This window comes from Chryseobacterium sp. LAM-KRS1, assembly GCF_013184525.1.
Taxonomy (GTDB): domain Bacteria; phylum Bacteroidota; class Bacteroidia; order Flavobacteriales; family Weeksellaceae; genus Chryseobacterium; species Chryseobacterium proteolyticum.
Genome location: NZ_JAAOIZ010000005.1, coordinates 73,384 through 94,650, shown reverse-complemented (window position 1 = coordinate 94,650; position 21,267 = coordinate 73,384). Strand labels below are relative to the sequence as shown.

The window sequence follows — 21,267 nt, the reverse complement described above, 5'->3', positions numbered from 1 at the left end:
TCAACTCTCAACCCTCAACTCATAATTCATAATTCAAAATAAAAATGAATTCAGTAATAGTAAAAAACCTGACCAAGTCCTACGGCGATATAAAAGCCATTGATGAGGTTTCATTTGAAGTAAAAAAGGGGGAACTCTTTGGGCTAATCGGTCCTGATGGTGCCGGTAAGACCTCTATTTTCAGGATTCTTACCACACTTTTACTTCCTGATAGTGGAACAGCCACTGTGGAAGGACATGATGTGGTAAATGATTACCAGATGATCCGAAATAAAGTAGGCTACATGCCAGGAAAATTCTCACTATATCAGGATCTCACCGTGGCAGAAAACCTGGACTTCTTCGCTACCTTATTTGGAACAACCATAGAGGAAAATTACAGCCTCATTAAAGATATTTATGAGCAGATCAAACCATTCAACAACAGAAGGTCAGGTAAGCTTTCAGGGGGAATGAAGCAAAAACTCGCTTTGTGCTGTGCATTGATCCATAAACCGGAAGTGCTGTTTCTGGATGAGCCAACCACCGGTGTGGATGTGGTTTCAAGAAAAGAATTCTGGGAAATGCTAGGAAGATTAAAGGAGCAGAATATAAGTATCGTTGTTTCTACACCTTATATGGATGAAGCCAGACTTTGTAACCGGATCGCCTTGATACAGGGAGGAAAGATCATGTCTGTAGATCAACCCGAAACAATCGTCTCCAATTTTCCCAAATCCCTTTTTGCAGCTAAAGGTGCCAATATGTATCAATTGTTGGAAAACCTGAGATCTGACCAAGCTGTTGAAAGTTGCTATGCATTCGGAGAATATCTTCATCTTACTATGGTTTCTGATACGGCAACTGAAAAGGAGGTGACAGAACTAGCCCAATCGTATCATCCTGATGAACTTGAGATCAAAAAAATTACCCCCACTATTGAGGATAGTTTTATTCGTCTGATGCGTGAACAAAAAGAAATAAGAGAAACCAACCATGGAAAATAAAGCAATTATATGTAAAGATCTGACCAAGCAGTTTGGAGATTTTAAGGCCGTAGACGGTATTTCCTTCGATGTAGATCAGGGCGAAATATTCGGTTTCCTAGGAGCCAACGGGGCAGGGAAGACCACTGCCATGCGTATCCTTTGTGGCCTTTCTTTTCCAACCTCAGGAAAAGCAATAGTAGCCGGTTATAATGTATACAAACAACAGGAAGAGATCAAGAAAAATATAGGCTATATGAGTCAGAAGTTCTCTTTATACGATAATCTTACTGTATTGGAGAATATTGAGTTTTATGGAGGAGTATATGGCGTATCGCGTTCAGATATAAAAACACGAAGCAATGAACTTATTTCCAGATTAGGACTGGAAAACGAGGCTAAAAAACTGGTAGGTTCCTTACCGCTGGGCTGGAAACAAAAGCTGGCCTTTTCAGTAGCTGTTTTTCACAGGCCTAAAATCGTATTCCTGGATGAACCCACAGGTGGAGTAGATCCCATTACAAGAAGGCAGTTCTGGGATATGATCTATCAGGCGGCAGCGGATGGGATCACGGTGTTCGTGACCACCCATTATATGGATGAAGCAGAATATTGTAACCGGATTACTGTAATGGTGGACGGAAGAGTAGAAGCCATGGATACCCCCGCTAACCTGAAGAACCAGTTTGGAACCCACTCGATGGACGAAGTTTTTTACCAGTTGGCAAGAAGTGCCAAAAGATCAGGAGATTAGTTATGAAACAGTTACTCGTATTTATCAGGAAAGAATTTTACCACGTTTTCAGAGATCGGAGAACCTTACTTATCCTTTTTGGTTTGCCTGTCGTTCAAATCATCTTATTTGGATATGCATTAAGCAGCGAGGTAAAAAATATAGGCATTGCCATACAGGATAATGCCCATGACATCCATTCCGTCCAGATCATTTCCAAAATACAGGCAAGCCCCTATTTTACAATGCATGGACCCATCATGAATTATCTGGATGTGGAAAGAAGGTTTAAAGAAGGAAGCATCAAATGTGCAGTTATATTCCCAGTCAATTTCGGAAAAGATCTCTATCGTACAGGCGGAGCGCAAATTCAGATTATAGCGGATGCATCAGATCCCAATACCGCAACGATATTAACCAATTATCTCAACAATATCATTAATGATTATCAGCAACAACTTAATCCCCATATCAAAATCACATATAAAATAATTCCCGAAATAAGGCTGTTATACAATGAAGAACAAAACGGATCACTGAATTTTATTCCGGGAGTGATTGCTTTAATTTTTATGATTGTGAGTACGGCTTTAACCTCTGTGTCTGTCGTTCGTGAAAAAGAAATGGGAACCATGGAAATCTTATTGGTTTCTCCTTTTAAGCCCGTTATGGTTCTGATGGCCAAAGCCATTCCTTATCTTGTATTGTCTTTGGTCAATTTTGTGATCATCCTGCTGCTATCTGTGTATCTGCTGGATGTAGAAATCCGGGGCAGCCTGCTTTTATTATTTGGAGAAAGCATCTTATTCATTATCACATGTCTTTCCCTGGGATTGCTTATCTCGAATGTAACCAACTCCCAACAGACAGCCATGCTGATTTCTATGATGGGAATGATGTTACCTACATTATTGCTTACAGGATTTATGTTCCCTATAGAAAATATGCCTTGGATATTCCGTGTCGTATCACACATCCTTCCCTCAAGATATTACTATGATATCGTAAAAGCAGTTATGCTGAAAGGACTGGGCTTTAGTTATGTATGGAAAGAAACTCTTGTCTTACTCATTATGGCAGGTGGACTCTTAACGCTTGCCTTAAAGAAATTTAAAATCCGCTTGTCATGAAAGTATTAAGCTTTATTTTAAGAAAAGAATTCCGTCAGATCTTCAGGGATAAGATTATCCTGGCAATGATGTTCATGATGCCGACAATACAGCTCATCATCATGCCATGGGCGGCTAACTTTGAGGTAAAAAATATTAATATTGCATATGTTGATCATGATCAAAGTAGCTATTCCCACAGACTGATCAACAAAATTACTTCATCCGGATATTTTAAAATTGCAGGAAACCCGGATTCCTACCAAAAAGGATTGAAAATGATTGAACACGGTGATGCCGATCTTGTTCTGGAGATCCCTGCTCACTTTGAACGCAATTTGGTCCGCGAGGAAAGCCAGAAAATAAATATATCGGTAGATGCGATCAACGGGACAAAGTCTTCTCTGGGAGGTAGCTATCTGGTATCGGTTATCGGAGATTTTAACAAAAATCTGGATATTAATATTAAATCACCGGTTAAAACCACCACTGTATCTCCAGCAACCATTAAAGTGGCAAGTACCAACTGGTATAATCCAAGGGCAGAATACAAATACTATATGGTTCCTGGAATACTGGTCCTGCTTCTGACACTAATCGGAGGATTCATTACGGCTCTTAATATTGTCAAGGAAAAAGAAATCGGAACCATTGAGCAAATTAATGTTACCCCTATAAAAAAATGGCAATTTATCCTGGGGAAACTGATTCCTTTCTGGATTGTAGGAATGACTGTTTTTACCATCGGACTCATTGTAATGTACATTATTTACGGCATATTTCCTGAAGGAAGCCTTTTGACTCTTTATCTTTTTGCAGCAGTTTACCTTATTGCATTATTAGGGTTGGGCCTCCTGATCTCTACTTTTGCTGATACACAGCTTCAGGCAATGTTCATTGCATTTTTCTTCATGATGATCTTTATGTTGATGAGCGGATTTTTCACCAACACCGAAAGTATGCCCGACTGGGCGGGACAGATATCCAATTTCACCCCTGTTACCCATTTCATTAAAGTCGTAAGGCTTATTGTACTGAAGGGAAGTGGATTTTCTGAGATCAAAACCGAGTTTTTCTACCTGCTGGGATTCGCATTGCTCCTGAATTCACTGGCAATTTACAATTACAGGAAAACGAGTTGAAAGTACTGAAAATCAACGACAATTGTAAAATTATTTTGTTCGTATTTCTAATAATCAATTGTTAAAATGGAAAAAATATTTTTAGTGTAACATATTTATCGTAATATTGCAATATAAAGTTATCATTATGGGAGCAACCAAGACAGACCATTTTACGGATAAACAGAATAAAATAGCCACTATTGCCAAAGCATTGGGACATCCTGCACGGATTGCTATTATAGAATACCTTTTAAAAGTAAACGCATGTATATGTGGGGATATCGTTAATGAACTTCCGCTGGCACAGGCTACGGTTTCCCAGCATTTAAAAGAATTAAAAAATGCAGGGCTCATCAAAGGAAATATCGAAGGAACTGCAATTTGCTATTGCATTGATGAAAAAACTTTTGAAGTTTTGAACGAATATTTCTCGGGGATTATTTCCACTGTTACTACACAAAAATGCTGCTAATGCATTTTTTTGACCTTATTAATCGCAATATTGCAATAAACAAATAAAATAAAAACAATGAAATTATCTGAAATCAAAAACATCTTACCAACATTACATAATGTTGAATTTCAATTCGAAGACGGAACATTTGTACCTGAGCATTTTCATGTTACCGAGGTCGGAACGATAACAAAATCCTTTATTGATTGCGGAGGAACCATAAGAAATGAAAAAGTAGTCAATTTCCAGCTTTGGAATGCCAATGACTATGAACATCGCTTAAAACCCGAAAAGCTTCTCAATATCATCGCACTATCCGAGGAAAAATTAGGAATTGAAGACCATGAAATAGAAGTGGAATATCAGAACGTTACCATCGGAAAGTATGATCTGGATTTCAATGGAAAAACCTTTGTCCTTAAAAATAAAACCACAGCCTGCCTGGCTCAGGAAGCTTGTGGGCTACCAACTGAAAAGAAAAAACTCAAATTATCAGACCTTTCTTCCCAATCAGGTGCTTGCTGTACACCAGAATCAGGATGCTGCTAATCAACTGTCCCATCTTAAAAATAAACAAAAATTATGTATCCATCCGTTTTAGAAACTATAGAAAAATTAAAGGCCTTTGAAATTACCCAGGAAAGAAAAGTCCTGCTACAACCTCTTACAGAATTCATCCAGGCAAAATTCAATGCCGGAAATCCAATAAATCTAAACTTTATTTGTACACACAACTCCAGAAGGAGCCATTTGTCACAGGTCTGGGCACAAGCAGCAGCCGATTTTTTTGCCATTCCAAAAGTAACTTGCTATTCGGGAGGGACGGAAGAAACAGCTGTATTTCCTACGGTTATAGAAACTCTGAAACAACAGGGATTCCAGATCCTGAAAATAGCTGAGAACGGAAATCCTGTTTATTCAATCAGGTATAATGAAGAGTCCCAACCCATTATTGCTTTTTCTAAAAGATATGACAGTGCGTTTAATCCGGCCAACAGTTTTGCAGCAATCATGACTTGTTCTCAGGCAGATGGAGGCTGCCCTTTTATTCCAGGTGCAGAAAAGCGTATCCCCATCACTTTTGAAGATCCTAAAATTTCAGACAATACTCCTGAACAGTCCAAAGTTTATGATGAAAGAAGTCTGGAGATAGGGGCAGAAATGTGGCATGTTTTTTCCCAGGTAAAACAACTCCATTAAGATCAATACTATGCAGCCAAAATTAAAATTCCTGGACAGGTTTCTCACTTTATGGATATTCATTGCCATGATCTCAGGAATTATCCTGGGCAATGTATTTCCCGGAATCCCGGATATGATCACCTCATTATCAGTGGGAACAACCAATATTCCTTTAGCTGTCGGTCTAATCGTAATGATGTATCCGCCATTGGCAAAGGTGGATTATTCCCTTCTCCCTGTAGCATTTAAAGATAAGAAGGTTATCGGTGTTTCACTATTGCTGAACTGGCTGATTGGCCCTGTTTTAATGTTCATATTAGCTGTTTTATTCTTAAGGAATGAACCTGATTATATGGTCGGCCTGATTCTCATAGGATTGGCAAGATGTATTGCAATGGTCCTTGTCTGGAATGACCTTGCAAAAGGTAACCGTGAGTATGCAGCCTTGCTGGTAGCTCTTAACAGCATATTCCAGGTATTCAGCTACAGTTTTATGATTTGGTTATTCATCAATGTCTTACCCGGAAAACTCGGCCTTGCTAATTTTAATATCAGCGTATCCATATCAGAAGTAACAGAAAGTGTTTTGATATATTTGGGCATCCCGTTTTTTGCCGGTTTTCTGAGCCGTTACTTACTTACAAAATTGAAGGGAAAGGAATGGTACCAGAGAAAGTTTATTCCTAAAATATCACCTTTAACGCTATATGCCTTATTGTTTACCATCATTCTTATGTTCAGCCTTAAGGGGGACAAAATTTTGGAACTCCCTTTAGATACACTAAAAGTAGCCATTCCGCTTATCGTCTATTTTATAGTGATGTTTATGATGAGTTTCTTTATCAATAAGCTGTTGAATATTCCTTACGATAAAAATGCAGCCATCGCATTTACTGCAACAGGAAACAATTTTGAACTTGCCATCGCCGTATCTATCGCCGTGTTCGGAATCCATTCTCCACAGGCATTTGTTGGTGTGATCGGACCTTTGGTTGAAGTTCCGGTTCTGATACTATTAGTTAAGGTCAGCTTATGGTTAAAAAATTATAGTAACAAGCCATAACCATTTTTGTATGCACTTCAGGGTTGTTGATACCTGAAATAAAACCAGACTTTTTCCTATAACCTATTTTTGATTATATGAAAAAGTCTTTTTTCCTTAGGTTTGCATTATCCGTGATTTTATTGATGCACAGTGTTGACTCCATTGTAAGCGGGGATGTTAATAAATTTGGCATCCATTTTTTGAATACCATTGGTTTCAGTCCCTGGGGCTTGTATATCGCGTGGATGGTTAAATTAACCCATCTTTTATCCGTCCCATTTCTGGTACTGAACAAATATATAAAACCGGTCGCGATATGCAATATACTGATCTTTATATCAGGGATCTATTATGTCCACGCACAAAACGGCTGGTTTGTGGTAGGAGGGGGTACCAACGGAATTGAATTTAATTTCCTTTTGATCTTTTGTTTTCTGAATCTTATGTTTCCGGAAATTTCCTTTAGAAAGAAAGAAGCAGGTCGTTCATAGACAAAAAGTTTCGTTTCATAGCTTTTCTGCTTTTATATTGGTTTGAAAAATAGTATTTTGTAGTTTTAAATCGACAGCTTGAAAGCCAATATAAAATCGAAATTATATACCCATCTGGTTTTTTGGATATTGTATTATATCCTTGAGGCTTATCTTGATTTCTATTGGTCCCGGTATCAGTTTCCGGATTTCAAATGGCAAATCAGGCTTCAGAACACACTGACTCTTGAGTTGGGATATTTTTTTGTCAAAGTCCCTCTTGCCTATGCGTTACTCTATGTTTACGAAAAAACAGGCATCAGTAAGCTTCTCAAGTATCTTTTTTCTATTCTCATTGTGATCTTTGCCGTATTGGGACATCGGTTTTTCACACATTATATCATTTATCCTTACATATACGGAGTTACGGAAACCCTTGACGGAAAACAACCTTCGGGGTTTATCAACGGACTTGTTGCTTTCAATTCATTCATGGATCTTATTTTTATGGTCGGATTGGTATTCGGAGTTGAAATTACCCGGCAGAAGAACCTTCTCAAGAACCAGATATCCATGCTGAAATCGGAAAAACTGGATCAGGAACTCACCATGCTGAAAGCCCAGATCAATCCGCATTTTCTGTTCAATACGCTTAATAACATCTACGGAATGGCCCTGAAAAAGGCCGATGAGACCCCAGACGTCATTCTCCAGCTTTCCAAAATCATGCGTTATAATATCTATGAAGCAGCTGAACGACACATTTCCATTGCAAAAGATATTGAGAACATTAAAGATTTTATTGAAATTCAGAAAATCCGTCACCGGCGGCTTTTTGTTAATTTTAAAGAAGACATCGATAATCCGTCGCAGGAAATTTCACCGTTGATACTGATTCAGTTTATTGAAAATGCATTTAAACATGGCGTATCCGAAAGTCTGGGCAACTCATTTATACATATAGATATTCGCCTGAAAAACGGCATCCTCCATTATTCTGTAGAAAACTCCAAAGAACAGATAGCCGGTGATTCTACTAAAATAGGATTAAAAAATATCCGCAGACAACTGGAATTATTGTATCCGGAACATATCCTTTCTGTGGAAGATAAAAATGATCGGTATAACGTTAAACTAACCATTGACCTCAATGATACATTCAGCATCTAAAAAATACAACTGCATTATCGTGGAAGATGAGCCCATTGCAGCTGAAATTCTGGAAAATTTTGTAATCCGGAACGAAGAACTCAACCTTGTTGGAAAATGTGCCGATGCTGTACACGCAAGCAGCCTTTTAAACATTCATGGTGTAGATCTTATGTTTCTGGATCTCAACCTTCCCGTTATAAAAGGATTTGATTTTCTGAAAAAATTAAAGAATCCTCCCTTTGTCATTGTAACCACAGCTTATCATCAATATGCGGTAGAAGGGTATGAGCTCGATGTCGTGGATTACCTGATGAAGCCCATTCCTTACGATAGGTTTGTTACTGCCATCAGTAAATTCAGACACATTATGGAATCCGAAGAAGCTTTACTGGAAATTGCCGACCGTGATTATATTTTCATTAACAGCGGAAAAAAACAGGTTAAGATCACACTTCAGGACATTTTTTATATTGAAAGTCTGCGCGAATATATCAATATTCATACAAAAGCAGAAACGCTCACCTTTAAAATGCCCATCAGTAAAATTGAAAAAAGCCTACCTTCAAAAATATTCTTCCGTATTCATAAATCCTATATTGTTTCTAAATTAAAAATAGAAGTTAAATCAGCCAATATGATTCAGATAAACGGTAAAAAGCTTCCCATAGGCAGAACGTATAAACCATTTGTTGAATTGTAGCATTCTTTAAGCCTTTATTCTGTAATGGTATCATTTTTCCGGCCTCCAGTTTTAGTAGACGTTATCCAGCTGTTGATATATACATTTCATTAAAATATTCACCAATTATTGAATTTTGACTCATAACAGTTAAAAAAATCAATAATTATGAATTACCGGATAAAGCTTCTCAGCGCAGGTGTCGTCTTTTTTATAGGACACGGGCTTGTTTTTGCACAGGGAAAGCAAGATACCATTAAAACTCAGGATATAGAAGGTGTGGTGGTAACTGCTTTAGGAATAAAGAGAGAAAAAAGATCTTTAGGATATTCTACCCAGGAAGTAAAAGGCGAAGAAATCAATAAAAATCCTACCACCAATTTCATTAATAATCTATCCGGTAAAGTGGCTGGTCTTGAGATCAAGCAGTCTACCAATTTCGGAGGATCAGTCAATGCTGTTTCCAGGGGATATAAATCTATCCTTGGAGATAACCAGGCTTTGTTTGTGGTAGATGGAGTTCCCATCATCAACAGGAATATCAATTCCCCGCTTCAGGTTAATGGCTTTGGAGGCTATGATTACGGCAGCCCGGTTTCCGATATCAATCCCAATGATATTGAAACACTCAATGTATTAAAAGGAGCTGCAGCCACCGCATTGTACGGATCCAGGGCACAGAATGGAGCCATAATCATCACAACGAAAAAAGGCAGGAAAAATACCCAGGGGATCGGTCTGGAATACAGTGGAAGCATTTCCGTTTCTACTGTGGATAAGTCAACCTTTCCAGAATATCAGACAGAATACGGGCAGGGATACGATGGAAACTTTTTCAATTCTTACCAGGGGCATCCGATTTCCTCTTTTTCAGATTCTTCCTATGGAGCACCATTTGATCCTAACCTTATGGTGTGGCAATATGATGCATTTATTCCCGGTTCACGCAACTTTGGAAAGAGAACACCATGGGTAATGGCCAAAAACGGACCGGTAACTTTTTTTGAGAAAGCGATTAATCAAACCAATAATATCGCACTAAGCGGGGGAAATGACCGTGCTACCTTCAGATTAAGCTATTCCAATATCAATGCGACAGATATTCTTCCCAACTCTTCCCTGATCAAAAATAATTTCGGGGGCAATGCGTCGTATAAAATAACGGATAATCTTACCGCTACAATCTTTGCCAATTATGTAACCCAAAATACCAAAGGCCGGAACTCTACGGGTTACGGGGATAATATTATGGGTAATTTCAGGCAGTGGTGGCCTACCAATGTCGATATTCAATACCAAAAATATCTTTATGAAACATTTAATAAAAACTATACCTGGAACATCCTTTCTCCTGATGATTTACGTCCGGGTTATTGGGATAATCCTTATTTTACACGCTATAAAAATTATCAAAACGATAAAAGGGATCGTTTTGCAGGAAACTTCAGCCTGAGCTATGATCTTTCCAAAAGCATCAATATACTGGGAAGGGTAGGTACTGACGGATATACGATGATCACAGAAGAGCGGAGGGCCAAAGGCTCAATACCTGCATTCTTTAGTTTTAATCCTATTGAACAGCCTTCCGGATATGCTATTACCGATTTCCGCTTTACAGAAACCAATTACGACCTTATCGCAACCTACAAAAAGAATATTGGAGAAAATTTTAATATCCAGGCACTGATCGGGGGAAATATTAATGTCCAGTCCAGCTATTCCAATGCCCAGACCACATCCGGAGGATTGTACATCGATGACCTGTATACCATTTCCAATTCTGCAGCAACACCTGCAAAACCCCTGATATCGGATACATCAAAATATGTTTACGGAGCGTTTGTCCAGGCTTCCTTAGGATATAAAAATACGTATTACATTGAAGGGACTTTCAGAAGAGACCAATCCAGTTCATTGCCTAAAGGAAAAGAAGCTTACTACTATCCATCCGTTTCAGCCAGCATGGTATTTTCCAATCTGCTGCAACAAAAATGGCTGAGTTTTGGAAAGGTAAGGGCTGCCTACGCAGAAGTAGGTTCTGACACCAATGCAGATCAGTTGAGAAACAGGTTCATTGTTCAGTCATCCTTTGGAAACAACCCTGTATATTCTTACAATACGGTCTTGCGGAATGCCGACCTGCTTCCGCAAAAGCTTAAAAACCTTGAATTGGGTACCAATATGCAGTTCTTTAAAAACAGAATAGGTTTTGACGTTGCCTGGTTCAGAAATATTGCCTTTGATCAGATTTTACCACTTCCTATTTCTCTTGCCAACGGCTCCGGAAGCAAAATTCAGAATACAGGGGAGCTTACCACCAAAGGATTTGAAGTCTCATTCAATATAAGTCCTTTAAAATTGAACAACTTCAACTGGGATATGAGCATCAACTGGTCCAATCCTAAAACAAAAGTTACCGCCTTAAGAGAAGGGACAGAAAACATTTCAATAGGAACGCTTCCGGGAGGGATTTCTATCAACGCGCCACTTAATGAGGAGTATGGAAGCATCTGGGGAGCAGATTTTGTGTATGATCCTAATGGAAATAAGATCATAGGAAAAAACGGGGCTTACCTTCACACGGATGATACCAATCACAACCTGGGAAGTTTCCAGGCTGACTTTATTGCCGGACTCAACAATTCTTTTACCTATAAAAATTTTAATGTAAGCTTTCAGATCGATTGGAAAAAAGGAGGAAAGATCTTCTCACTGGACCAATATTTCGGCTATGGAACAGGACTTTATCCCGACTCTGTGGGATTGAATGATTTAGGTAATCCTATAAGAAACACATTATCTAATGGAGGAGGAGTTATATTACCCGGAGTGATGGAGGATCCTAATAATCCGGGACATTATATTCCCAACACGATACGTCTGGATCGTTCCAGATCCAGCCAGATCATTGAAACCGACCCACCTTCTTCTGCCTTTGTTTATGATGCCAGCTTTATAAAGCTCCGCCAGGTATCCGTTTCTTATACTTTCGATAAGAAATCTCTGGGAAATATAGGCATTCAAAGTCTCACATTGGGTGTTGTGGGAAGTAACCTCTGGATCATCCACAAAAATCTTCCTTATTCAGATCCCGAAGCAGGTTTGTCATCGGGAAATATTCAGGGATATCAGTCCGGAGTGATGCCTGCAACCAGAAATTTTGCATTTAACCTGAAAGTTAATTTTTAAAAACTATGAAAATGAAAAATAAAATAATGATAAGCTCTATACTATTTTCGGTATTAATGGGCTGCACATCGGAGGATGTAAATAATGATCCCCATGTCACTTATAACACGATCCCGGAAACTCTTATTACTTATGCAGAAAAGGAACTGAGCGATTATATGAACACTCCCAGTGTGAACGAAAATAATTTTCGCCTTATTATGCAGTATTGGCAGGAAACCGTTTATGTGAATGAAAGCAACTATAATTTTACAGCAAGAAATGTTTCCAATAATGTATGGACGGATAATTATGTAAATGTGCTTAACAGCCTCAATAAAGCTAAGGAACTGATAGAGCAGTACCAGCCTTCCGCTTCCGAAGTGACCAGCTGGCAGGCTAAAAAGCAGAATCAGCTGGCCATTATTGATATTTTATCAGTTTATACATTTCAGACTTTGACAGACACTTATGGAGATATTCCGTACAGCCAGGCTCTCAACAATGAAAAATACCCGCTTCCGGTTTATGACGATGACCAAAAAATTTATGAAAGTATGATTAATCGCCTTATGGCTGACATTAACAGACTGAAGGAAGGAGAAGGGACTTTTGGCTCCGGAGACATTTTGTATGGTGGAGATATCGCAAAATGGAAAAAATTCGGGAACTCGTTACTTCTGAAACTGGGAATCGCTATTTCCGATATTGATGCAAACCTGGCCAGGACAGCAATCAATACAGCAATTTCCGGAGGAGTAATTACGGATCAGTCCCAGAACTGTATTTTCAGATACCTTGCGGAGACACCCAATTTCAGCCCTATATTCGAAAATCTGGCTAATAACGGAAGAAACGATTTTATTGGAGGAAAACCTTTTATAGATTATCTCAATGCTACTTCCGACCAAAGGGTAACCAAGTACTTCAGAGATGTAAACGGAGTTTATCTGGGACAGACCATTGGAGCTCCCGGAAACTTTTTCGCCTTTTCCTCTCCCGGAATCTTTGCTTATATTCCGGTGACTCCGGGAAACTTGATGATGCATACAGAAGTAACATTTTATCTTGCAGAAGCAGCTGCCCGGTTTGGAATCGGAGGAAATCCGGAGACGCTTTATAAAGATGCTGTCCGGGCCTCATTCCTGGAATGGGAACTTTCTGCCCAGGAGGCTGAAACTTACCTGACAGCCCACCCTTATAACCCCGGCAACTGGAAAAAATCAATCGGAGAACAGGCATGGATTGCCCTGTATAATCATCCTGTAGTATCATGGAATTTTTACCGCAGGCTGGATTATCCCGCTCTTCAGGCTCCTCCTACCGCCATTAACAATGCAGAAGGAAAAGTCCCTGTACGACTGCAATATCCATCGCTTGAAGCAACTACGAACGGAACCAATTATTCCAAAGCCGCCACCGCTATCGGAGGAGATAAATTAACGACTAAAATCTTCTGGGATATCCATTAAACAGCATTTATAAATTCACTCAATCAACTTCATATTAAATTTTTTCAGTTGTGATTTTAACCTGCATGACTCATGCAGGTTTTTTATTAAAACTTTTATAGACCGGACTCTTGTATTCGTAGATCATTTTATTTTTTTTACACACCAATTGATCATCTTTGAACTGTGAATCAGGGTTGGCAAAAACACTATCATACCTTATTTTTCCAAAGAACATAACAATATATAGGTTAGTATTCACGCTGTGAATCGTTAAGGCTTAATGAGTTTTCAGACTCTTAAGTCTTTTTTTTTGTCCTATAATAATTCATGATCCGTAGAGTAAAAAACAAAGATGTGAGGCATAAATTGATGTTCGATTAAAAAAAAACATTAATTTTGTATATTATTATGTTTCAACGTAAGTACATATTGATTTTTATTCTATTGGGATTTTTATTCATGCCCAAGCAAATCTATGCATGTGCTGTAAAAATTTCCTTACAAGAGAAATCGCATTGTGAACTCAATATTTCAAAATCTATTAAAAAAGATCAGTGTAATTCCTGTGGTTCTAAAAAATGTCCAGGAAAATGCAATAATCCTTTATGCAAATGCCCGGCATCCAATTTAAATCCAACTTTACCGGACAGACATGATTTTAGTTTTCTTACAGTAGAAGTCTTTTCTCCTGTTTCTTTTTTAACTTATGAAAGTGCTGTTTCTAAAGGTTTTCAATCCATTTGGTTAATCCCTAAAATAGGCTAGATCCTGTATTTTATAGCCTAAAGTGTGCCTTTTTGTAAGGATACATTTCAATTTTTTTCCATTCAATTTATTAACTGAAACAACAGGAATATTCCTTTTGTTCATAAAATACTCTATACAATGAAATCAATATCAAAAATATGGATAGCATTCACCTTGCTGTTTTCATTACTAATCTATGCCCAATCTCAAAATATAAAAACAGAAGCCGTAAAGATCTATGGGAATTGTGACATCTGTAAAGCGAATATAGAAAAAGCGGGAAACCTAAGAAAAATAGCCACAGTAAGCTGGAACAAAGATACCAAAATGGCTACTTTAACCTACGATCCTCAGAAGACCAATCAGGACGAAATATTAAAAAGAATAGCTCTGGCAGGGTATGACAGTGAAAATTTTTTAGCTCCTGACAATGCTTATGCAGCATTACCGGAATGTTGTCATTACAAAAGGGATTTAAAACCCGCTTCTCAAAATAAGGCTATGGACATGAATATGAAGACTGACCATATGAACCATGACCAGAAAAAAACGGAAGAAAACGACATGATAGCTACCCAGAATACATCTCAGCTAAAAGCTGTTTTCGATAACTACTTCTCTTTAAAAAATGCACTGGTTAAAACAGATGCCGATAATGCATCAACTAAAGCTTCTGAACTGTCAAAAGCAATTAAAGCAGTGGAAATGAACCAACTTTCAAATGAAGAACATATGGTCTGGATGAAGGTAATGAAGGACCTGACCCTTAATGCAGAAAAGATTTCCTCTGCTAAAGATGTTGCCAAACAAAGAGAAATATTTGCTGTATTATCTAAAAATATGTACGACCTCGCAAAGGTATCCAAACAGGGTAATCCTATATATTATCAGCATTGTCCTATGTACAATAATGGGAAAGGAGCTGATTGGCTGAGCCTGGAAAATGAGATCAAGAACCCTTATTTTGGTTCTCAGATGATGACTTGTGGCAGCACAGTAGAAACACTTGGTAACTAATAAATAATATCAGTTATGGATAATCAATCAGATCATCACGGAATGCAACATAAAAACCATACAGGAATGTATAAACGATTTATCATGATGGCTGTTGCTATGTTTGTTGCCATGTACTTCATTATGTATTCAATGATCGACGGAATACAAAATCTCATTCCCAATATCAATAACTTTTATATGACCTTGCTTATGGTATCCGTCATGTTAATTATTGAATTATTGATCATGAAGGATATGTATAAAAACAAGAAAATCAATGGGATCATCATTGTATTTTCTCTTGCTTTAGGCATTTTTTCCTGGTTCGGAATCAGAGAACAGATTATGGTGGATGATAAAGAATTTGTAAAGGGAATGATTCCTCATCATGCGGCCGCTATTCTTATGTCAGAAAAGACAAAACTTACTGACCCGGAATTGATACAACTCCAAAAAAACATATTGGAAACCCAGGCCAATGAAATCGAACTCATGAAGCGGAAGCTTGAAGAACTCAACAAAAAATAAGGTAAAACTCATATTATAACAATTATGAAATCAAAAAAATTTAATCGTACATATACCATGAAAAATATATTCTTATCAATCAGTGTTGTCTCAATGATGGCAATTACTTTATTCTCCTGTACAAAATCACCGGATAAAAATGCGGAACAACATACAGACCATGCTTCTGCAACAGAAACACAATCAGCTGCCCAATTAGAAAATACCAATACAGTAGAAGAAATCAACAATAAATCAAATGAAAAGACAGCTGTCAAAGACCCTGTTAAGAATTTTTCTATAGATCCTTTAATCAAAGATTATTTAATTTTAAAAAATGCACTTGTTGCCGATAACGATCAAGCTGTTGCTACTGCCGGAAAACAGTTATTAGCTACCCTAGAGAAGGTAGATATGAAAACTATCCCTGCAGATAAGCATAAAGCATATATGGAAATTGCAGAAGACGCTAAAGAGAATGCGGAGCATATTGGAGATAATGCAGGAAAAATAGATCACCAAAGGGAACACATGATGTCATTAAGTAATGACATGGCTGATCTTATTGCAACATTTGGAACGACCCAAAAATTGTATCAGGATTACTGCCCGATGTTCAACGATGGAAAAGGTGCCATCTGGATCAGCGAAGCAAAAGAAATTAAAAACCCTTATTACGGTAATAAGATGCTCACTTGTGGTTCCGTAAAAAAGGAATATTAAAATGAAGATAGTACTAAAGATTTTTGCAGCTATTATGCTGCTGGTTTTTATTGCTGTACAATTTTATCAGCCTGCCCGGAATGCAGATAAAAGGCAGGTTTACAAAACCGATTTTATAAAGACCCATAAGACAATGCCCGTTGAAGTAAAAACCCTATTACAGACCTCGTGTTATGATTGTCATAGTAACAATACCAATTATCAGTGGTACGATTACATACAGCCTGCACGAAGTTTAGTAGACAAACACATTAAAGATGCAAAAGAGGATTTGAATTTTAACGAATGGGCCACTTACTCGGGTCGAAAGCAGGAAAGATTAATAAACTCAATTAAAAAACAGATTGAAACTAAAAAAATGCCAATGTCATCCTACACGCTTATGCATAAAGATGCAAAACTGAATGACCGGCAGATAAAGCTGATAACAGATTGGCTGGAAAAGCAAGAATAAGTTTCATATAAAAGAAATATACAATGAATATATCCCAAAATATCTCGTTAAAGGTACTTCTGACAGTATTTATACTCCTGTGCTCGAAGACTATTTTCGCGCAAAAAGTCGTCCGTTACGAGCTATATGTAAAAGATACCATAGTTAATTACGCAGGTAAAGAAAAAAGAGCCATTGCAGTAAACGGGCAAATACCGATGCCTACATTGACCTTTACGGAAGGTGACATTGCTGAAATAGTGGTCCACAACCAGTTAAAAGAAAATACTTCGCTGCACTGGCACGGAGTCTTTTTACCCAATAAGGAAGATGGTGTGCCTTTTCTCACCCAAAACCCAATAAAACCAGGTGAAACCTACACTTATCGCTTTCCAGTGATTCAAAACGGTACTCACTGGTACCATTCTCATTCAGGAATGCAGGAGCAAATTGGTATGTACGGGAGCCTCATCCTGAAAAAGCGTGAAGAGGATAAAAGATTTAGAAAAGGAATCGACGATTTGCCAACCGTTCCTGTTATTTTAAGTGAATGGACAAACCTTAATCCGGACAATATTCACAGAATGCTTCATAACGCCAATGATTGGGCAGGAATAAAAAAGAATGCAACACAATCTTATGTCGAAGCTATCAAGGAAGGTTATTTTAAAACCAAAATCGCCAATGAATGGAAGCGTATGACAGCAATGGATGTAAGTGATGTGTATTACGATAAAATATTAATGAACGGGAATAACGCTACAGATTTAAAAACCGTTGATGGTAAAACATTAAAAGCCGGCGATAAAGTAAGGTTACGAATATCAAACGGTGGTGCATCATCTTACTTTTGGCTTCGCTATGCAGGAGGAAAAATAACGGTTGTCGCCAACGATGGAAATGACGTTGAACCGGTAGAAGTCGACCGTTTGATCATTGCCGTTTCCGAGACTTATGATGTAGTTGTAACAATTCCTGAAGATGGTGTTTCTTACGAGTTTTTAGCTACTACTGAAGACAGAACCCAGTCAGCCAGTTATTACATTGGAAATGGGATAAAACAGCTTATTTCACCACTTCCAAAATTAAAATATTTTGAAGGAATGAAAATGATGAACGGGATGATGAAAATGAACGGAGACCTGAATGATATGGGCATGAAAATGAGCTTAAACCAAATGGATATGAATGTCGTGATGTATCCCGAAATTACAGGAGAAGCTAAGAAAAAAGGCAAGCAAAAGGAAGAACCAAAAGAAGACCACAGCAAACATACCATGAATATGGATAATGATCCCAACCGGTATAATGCCAATGCTTTGGGTGAAATTAAAACGCTAAACTATGCCATGCTACAATCTCCTTTCGATACCACGCTTCCCAAAGATGCCCCGGTAAAAGAACTCAGGTTTACGCTTACAGGAAATATGAATCGATACGTATGGAGTATGGACAATAAAGTTCTTTCCGAAACAGATAAAATTCCGGTTAAAAAAGGAGAGATCCTGCGTATTACGATTTATAATAATTCCATGATGAGACACCCGATGCACCTGCATGGATTTGATTTCAGGGTGATCAATGGTAAGGGGGAAAAATCTCCTCTGAAAAATGTTCTCGATATTATGCCGATGGAAACCGATACCATCGAATTCCTGGCCAATGAAGAAGGGGACTGGTTCTTCCACTGTCATATTCTTTACCATATGATGTCCGGAATGAACAGGGTATTTGCTGTTGGTGATTATAAGAATCCTTTACTCCCAGACAAGGAAAAAGCCTATATGGCTTTGCAGATGGAAAGCAATATGCCACACTTTATGGCGCAGAATGATTTTGCTACCAATGGTAATGACGGACAGGCCATGCTGCAGAATGCAAGATGGTCTTTAGGAACGGAATGGCGTCTGGGATACAACAGCATGCACGGTTATGAAGTAGAAACCCATCTGGGCAGATATATAGGTAAAATGCAGTGGTTTATGCCGTTTATTGGTTTTGACTACCGTTACCGGAAAATGGGAATTGACGAACACGAAACCAATATCTTCGGGCAAAAAAACGAAAAAGATAGCCGCAGGGCATTCAGTTTAGGTTTTATGTACACTTTACCGATGCTGGTTAATTTTCAGGCAGAAGTGTATCATGATGGTATTGTGCGTCTGCAGCTCATGCGTGAAGACATTCCGATCTCCAGAAGATTGAGAGGAGACTTCATGATAAATACCGATAGGGAATATATGGCAGGGCTCAGCTATATCATCAACAAAAATATCAACATCCGAACCCATTATGATAGTGATATGGGCTTTGGAGCAGGTATTACCTTAAATTATTAAAGGTGGTACTTTAAAAACAAAATGGCTCGGGAGCTTTGCTCCCGAGCCATTTTTATTGAATGAATATATGCCTGAAATCCAGAATATTTTAACCCTTGGGGCATAATTCTTGTACGAATTGAATACACCACAAAAAAAAAGTAAATATGGAAAATCAAGAAACCGTAGCAGTCCTTAACGATCTGCTGCACATCAGCAACGACCGGATTGCCGGATTTGAAAAAGTAGAAGGAAAGGTATGGGAGTCTTATCCGGACATCAAAGATGATTACGATAAGATGATCACCCAATCAAAAATCATGAAAAATGAACTGATCAACCTGATTACCGAAAAAGGAGGAACTCCCGAAGATTCACCTTCTGTTGCAGGATCACTTCACAGAACATGGATTGACATTAAAAACTCTTTTCTCGTAGGGGACAAGGTAGAATCTACCCTGGAAAATGTTGCTTTTGGAGAAAAAGCGGCAATAGAGGCCTATCAACAAGCTATCGATAGCGGACACCTTTATGATAAGAGCCTGGAGACCGTAAAAGAACAACTGCACAACATAAAACAGTCCTACGCCCAGTTTAAAAAAATTGAGGATTATAAAAAAAAGGATTAACTTATAAATACTATTCAACAACTCATAAGGACCATGAAAATAGCTACGTATAATGTAAACGGAGTAAATGGGCGGCTGCCTGTTCTGCTTCGCTGGTTACAAGAAGCACAACCGGACGTGGTATGCCTCCAGGAACTGAAGGCGCCACAGGAACGTTTTCCCCTAAAAGAAATAAATGATGCAGGATATAATGCCATCTGGCATGGCCAGAAAAGCTGGAATGGAGTAGCCATACTTTCAAAAGGATATGAAATCACAGAGGTTCAGAGGGCTTTGCCAGGGGATCCGGAAGATATTCAAAGCCGCTATATTGAAGCAATCATTGATCAGATTGTTATTTGTTGTTTGTATCTCCCCAATGGCAATCCTTATCCGGGACCAAAATTCGAATATAAACTGGCATGGATCGATCGTTTGAAAAAAAGAACAGATGAGCTTATAAAAATGGACCTGCCCGCCGTTGTTATTGGTGATTTTAATATTATTCCGACACCATTTGATGTACATAAACCCGAACGATGGGAAAATGATGCATTATATCGGATCGAAGTAAGAAAAGCTTTTGAGAAAATGCTTAAAAAAGGTTGGCTTGATTCTATCAGAACCTTGTTTCCTGAAGAAAAGATCTATACATTCTGGGATTACCTCTACAAAGCATATGACCGCGATGCCGGAATCAGGCTTGATCATGTTCTGTTGAGCCCTTATCTATCATCCAGGTTAAAATCGGGCGGTGTTGACCGGCATGTTCGTGGCTGGGAAAAGAGCAGTGATCATGCCCCGGTGTGGATAGAATTAGAAAAAGAAGGGAAACAATAACCCTATCTTTCCTGTTATCTTTTATTCCAGGCATATTAATAATAAATCTTTTAATTTTAGTTAAAAGATTTTTCGTAATATTATAGAACGTTTTATAAAATACAAACACATGAAAAATACAAAATTATTACTGGCAGTAATGATCACTGCGACGTTTACCACTACAGGATGGGCTCAGAAAACAACTCCAAAAGTAGCAGGTGGGGATAAAGACCAACACGGGTGCATCGGTTCAGCCGGTTATACCTATTCCGTTCTAAAAGATGATTGCGTAAAGCTTTTTGAAGAAAAGATACAGCTGAGAGAAGCTAATCCTCAGAAATCCTACGTTTCCAATGCTGTAGTTATCTTGAGTAAGGACAAGAAAAAGGCGGAATTGTTCCTTCCTGAATCCAAGGGAAGTATCATTCTCAACAGAACCCTTGAATACTTAAACACATCGGTGTATAAAAGTAAAAAAGGAACGTATAACCTGAATAAAGAAAAGGATAGTTATACACTAAGGAAAGGTAAGAAAATCATTTACAGTATTTAAAAAAATAAAGCCTGCCGGTCAG

At 38.2% G+C, this 21,267-nt stretch carries 22 protein-coding genes; all 22 read left to right on the top strand.

Features of this window, described 5'->3' with window-relative positions; genetic code table 11:
- Positions 1–44 precede the first annotated feature (44 nt).
- The 22 genes from G9C87_RS15040 (at position 45) to G9C87_RS14935 (ending at position 21,245) form a co-directional block, all read left to right on the top strand.
- A complete protein-coding gene (locus tag G9C87_RS15040) occupies positions 45–986 on the top strand; it encodes an ABC transporter ATP-binding protein (RefSeq protein WP_172282608.1) in 942 nt (313 codons plus the stop codon).
- On the top strand, positions 976–1,719 hold the full coding sequence (locus G9C87_RS15035) for an ABC transporter ATP-binding protein (RefSeq protein ID WP_172282606.1): 744 nt from the start codon (positions 976–978) through the stop codon (positions 1,717–1,719). The genes G9C87_RS15040 and G9C87_RS15035 overlap by 11 nt, the downstream gene beginning before the upstream one ends.
- A 2-nt stretch (positions 1,720–1,721) precedes the next feature.
- Complete coding sequence (locus tag G9C87_RS15030) at positions 1,722–2,828, top strand: ABC transporter permease (RefSeq protein WP_172282604.1); 1,107 nt, start codon at positions 1,722–1,724, stop codon at positions 2,826–2,828.
- A complete protein-coding gene (locus G9C87_RS15025) occupies positions 2,825–3,949 on the top strand; it encodes an ABC transporter permease (RefSeq protein WP_172282602.1) in 1,125 nt (374 codons plus the stop codon). Before G9C87_RS15030 ends, G9C87_RS15025 begins: the two co-directional genes overlap by 4 nt.
- 127 nt (positions 3,950–4,076) lie before the next feature.
- A complete protein-coding gene (locus tag G9C87_RS15020; protein WP_172282600.1) occupies positions 4,077–4,403 on the top strand; it encodes an ArsR/SmtB family transcription factor in 327 nt (108 codons plus the stop codon).
- A gap of 57 nt (positions 4,404–4,460) precedes the next feature.
- Positions 4,461–4,934: a DUF6428 family protein gene (locus G9C87_RS15015; RefSeq protein WP_172282598.1), complete on the top strand. Its 474-nt coding sequence runs from the start codon at positions 4,461–4,463 to the stop codon at positions 4,932–4,934.
- A 33-nt stretch (positions 4,935–4,967) separates the two neighbouring features.
- Positions 4,968–5,585 (top strand): protein-tyrosine-phosphatase, encoded by a 618-nt coding sequence (locus G9C87_RS15010; protein ID WP_172282596.1) that lies wholly within the window; start codon positions 4,968–4,970, stop codon positions 5,583–5,585.
- Between the two features lie 10 nt (positions 5,586–5,595).
- On the top strand, positions 5,596–6,630 hold the full coding sequence (gene arsB, locus G9C87_RS15005) for an ACR3 family arsenite efflux transporter (protein WP_172282595.1): 1,035 nt from the start codon (positions 5,596–5,598) through the stop codon (positions 6,628–6,630).
- A 77-nt stretch (positions 6,631–6,707) separates the two neighbouring features.
- A complete protein-coding gene (locus G9C87_RS15000; RefSeq protein ID WP_172282593.1) occupies positions 6,708–7,103 on the top strand; it encodes a DoxX family protein in 396 nt (131 codons plus the stop codon).
- 78 nt (positions 7,104–7,181) lie between these two features.
- Positions 7,182–8,252, top strand: coding sequence for a sensor histidine kinase (locus tag G9C87_RS14995; RefSeq protein WP_172282591.1), 1,071 nt, complete (start codon positions 7,182–7,184; stop codon positions 8,250–8,252).
- Positions 8,233–8,934, top strand: a complete 702-nt coding sequence (locus tag G9C87_RS14990) for a LytR/AlgR family response regulator transcription factor (RefSeq protein ID WP_172282590.1) — start codon at positions 8,233–8,235, stop codon at positions 8,932–8,934. Before G9C87_RS14995 ends, G9C87_RS14990 begins: the two co-directional genes overlap by 20 nt.
- 147 nt (positions 8,935–9,081) lie before the next feature.
- Positions 9,082–12,102, top strand: a complete 3,021-nt coding sequence (locus G9C87_RS14985) for a SusC/RagA family TonB-linked outer membrane protein (protein WP_172282588.1) — start codon at positions 9,082–9,084, stop codon at positions 12,100–12,102.
- An 11-nt stretch (positions 12,103–12,113) separates the two neighbouring features.
- Positions 12,114–13,553 (top strand): SusD/RagB family nutrient-binding outer membrane lipoprotein, encoded by a 1,440-nt coding sequence (locus G9C87_RS14980; protein WP_172282586.1) that lies wholly within the window; start codon positions 12,114–12,116, stop codon positions 13,551–13,553.
- 441 nt (positions 13,554–13,994) lie between these two features.
- Positions 13,995–14,300 (top strand): hypothetical protein, encoded by a 306-nt coding sequence (locus tag G9C87_RS14975; RefSeq protein ID WP_172282584.1) that lies wholly within the window; start codon positions 13,995–13,997, stop codon positions 14,298–14,300.
- A gap of 120 nt (positions 14,301–14,420) precedes the next feature.
- Positions 14,421–15,299 carry a DUF3347 domain-containing protein gene (locus tag G9C87_RS14970; protein ID WP_172282582.1) on the top strand — a complete coding sequence of 293 codons (879 nt, stop codon included), beginning with the start codon at positions 14,421–14,423 and terminating at the stop codon, positions 15,297–15,299.
- Between the two features lie 15 nt (positions 15,300–15,314).
- Complete coding sequence (locus G9C87_RS14965; protein ID WP_172282580.1) at positions 15,315–15,809, top strand: DUF305 domain-containing protein; 495 nt, start codon at positions 15,315–15,317, stop codon at positions 15,807–15,809.
- A 57-nt stretch (positions 15,810–15,866) separates the two neighbouring features.
- Complete coding sequence (locus G9C87_RS14960) at positions 15,867–16,511, top strand: DUF3347 domain-containing protein (protein WP_172282578.1); 645 nt, start codon at positions 15,867–15,869, stop codon at positions 16,509–16,511.
- Position 16,512: 1 nt separating this feature from the next.
- Positions 16,513–16,965, top strand: coding sequence for a heme-binding domain-containing protein (locus G9C87_RS14955; protein ID WP_172282577.1), 453 nt, complete (start codon positions 16,513–16,515; stop codon positions 16,963–16,965).
- A gap of 23 nt (positions 16,966–16,988) precedes the next feature.
- Positions 16,989–19,283 carry a multicopper oxidase domain-containing protein gene (locus tag G9C87_RS14950; RefSeq protein WP_172282575.1) on the top strand — a complete coding sequence of 765 codons (2,295 nt, stop codon included), beginning with the start codon at positions 16,989–16,991 and terminating at the stop codon, positions 19,281–19,283.
- Between the two features lie 146 nt (positions 19,284–19,429).
- Positions 19,430–19,891, top strand: a complete 462-nt coding sequence (locus tag G9C87_RS14945; protein ID WP_172282573.1) for a PA2169 family four-helix-bundle protein — start codon at positions 19,430–19,432, stop codon at positions 19,889–19,891.
- 33 nt (positions 19,892–19,924) lie between these two features.
- Entirely contained in the window at positions 19,925–20,710 is a 786-nt protein-coding gene (gene xth, locus G9C87_RS14940; RefSeq protein ID WP_172282571.1) for an exodeoxyribonuclease III, read from the top strand.
- Between the two features lie 109 nt (positions 20,711–20,819).
- Positions 20,820–21,245 (top strand): hypothetical protein, encoded by a 426-nt coding sequence (locus tag G9C87_RS14935; RefSeq protein ID WP_172282569.1) that lies wholly within the window; start codon positions 20,820–20,822, stop codon positions 21,243–21,245.
- Positions 21,246–21,267 lie beyond the last annotated feature (22 nt).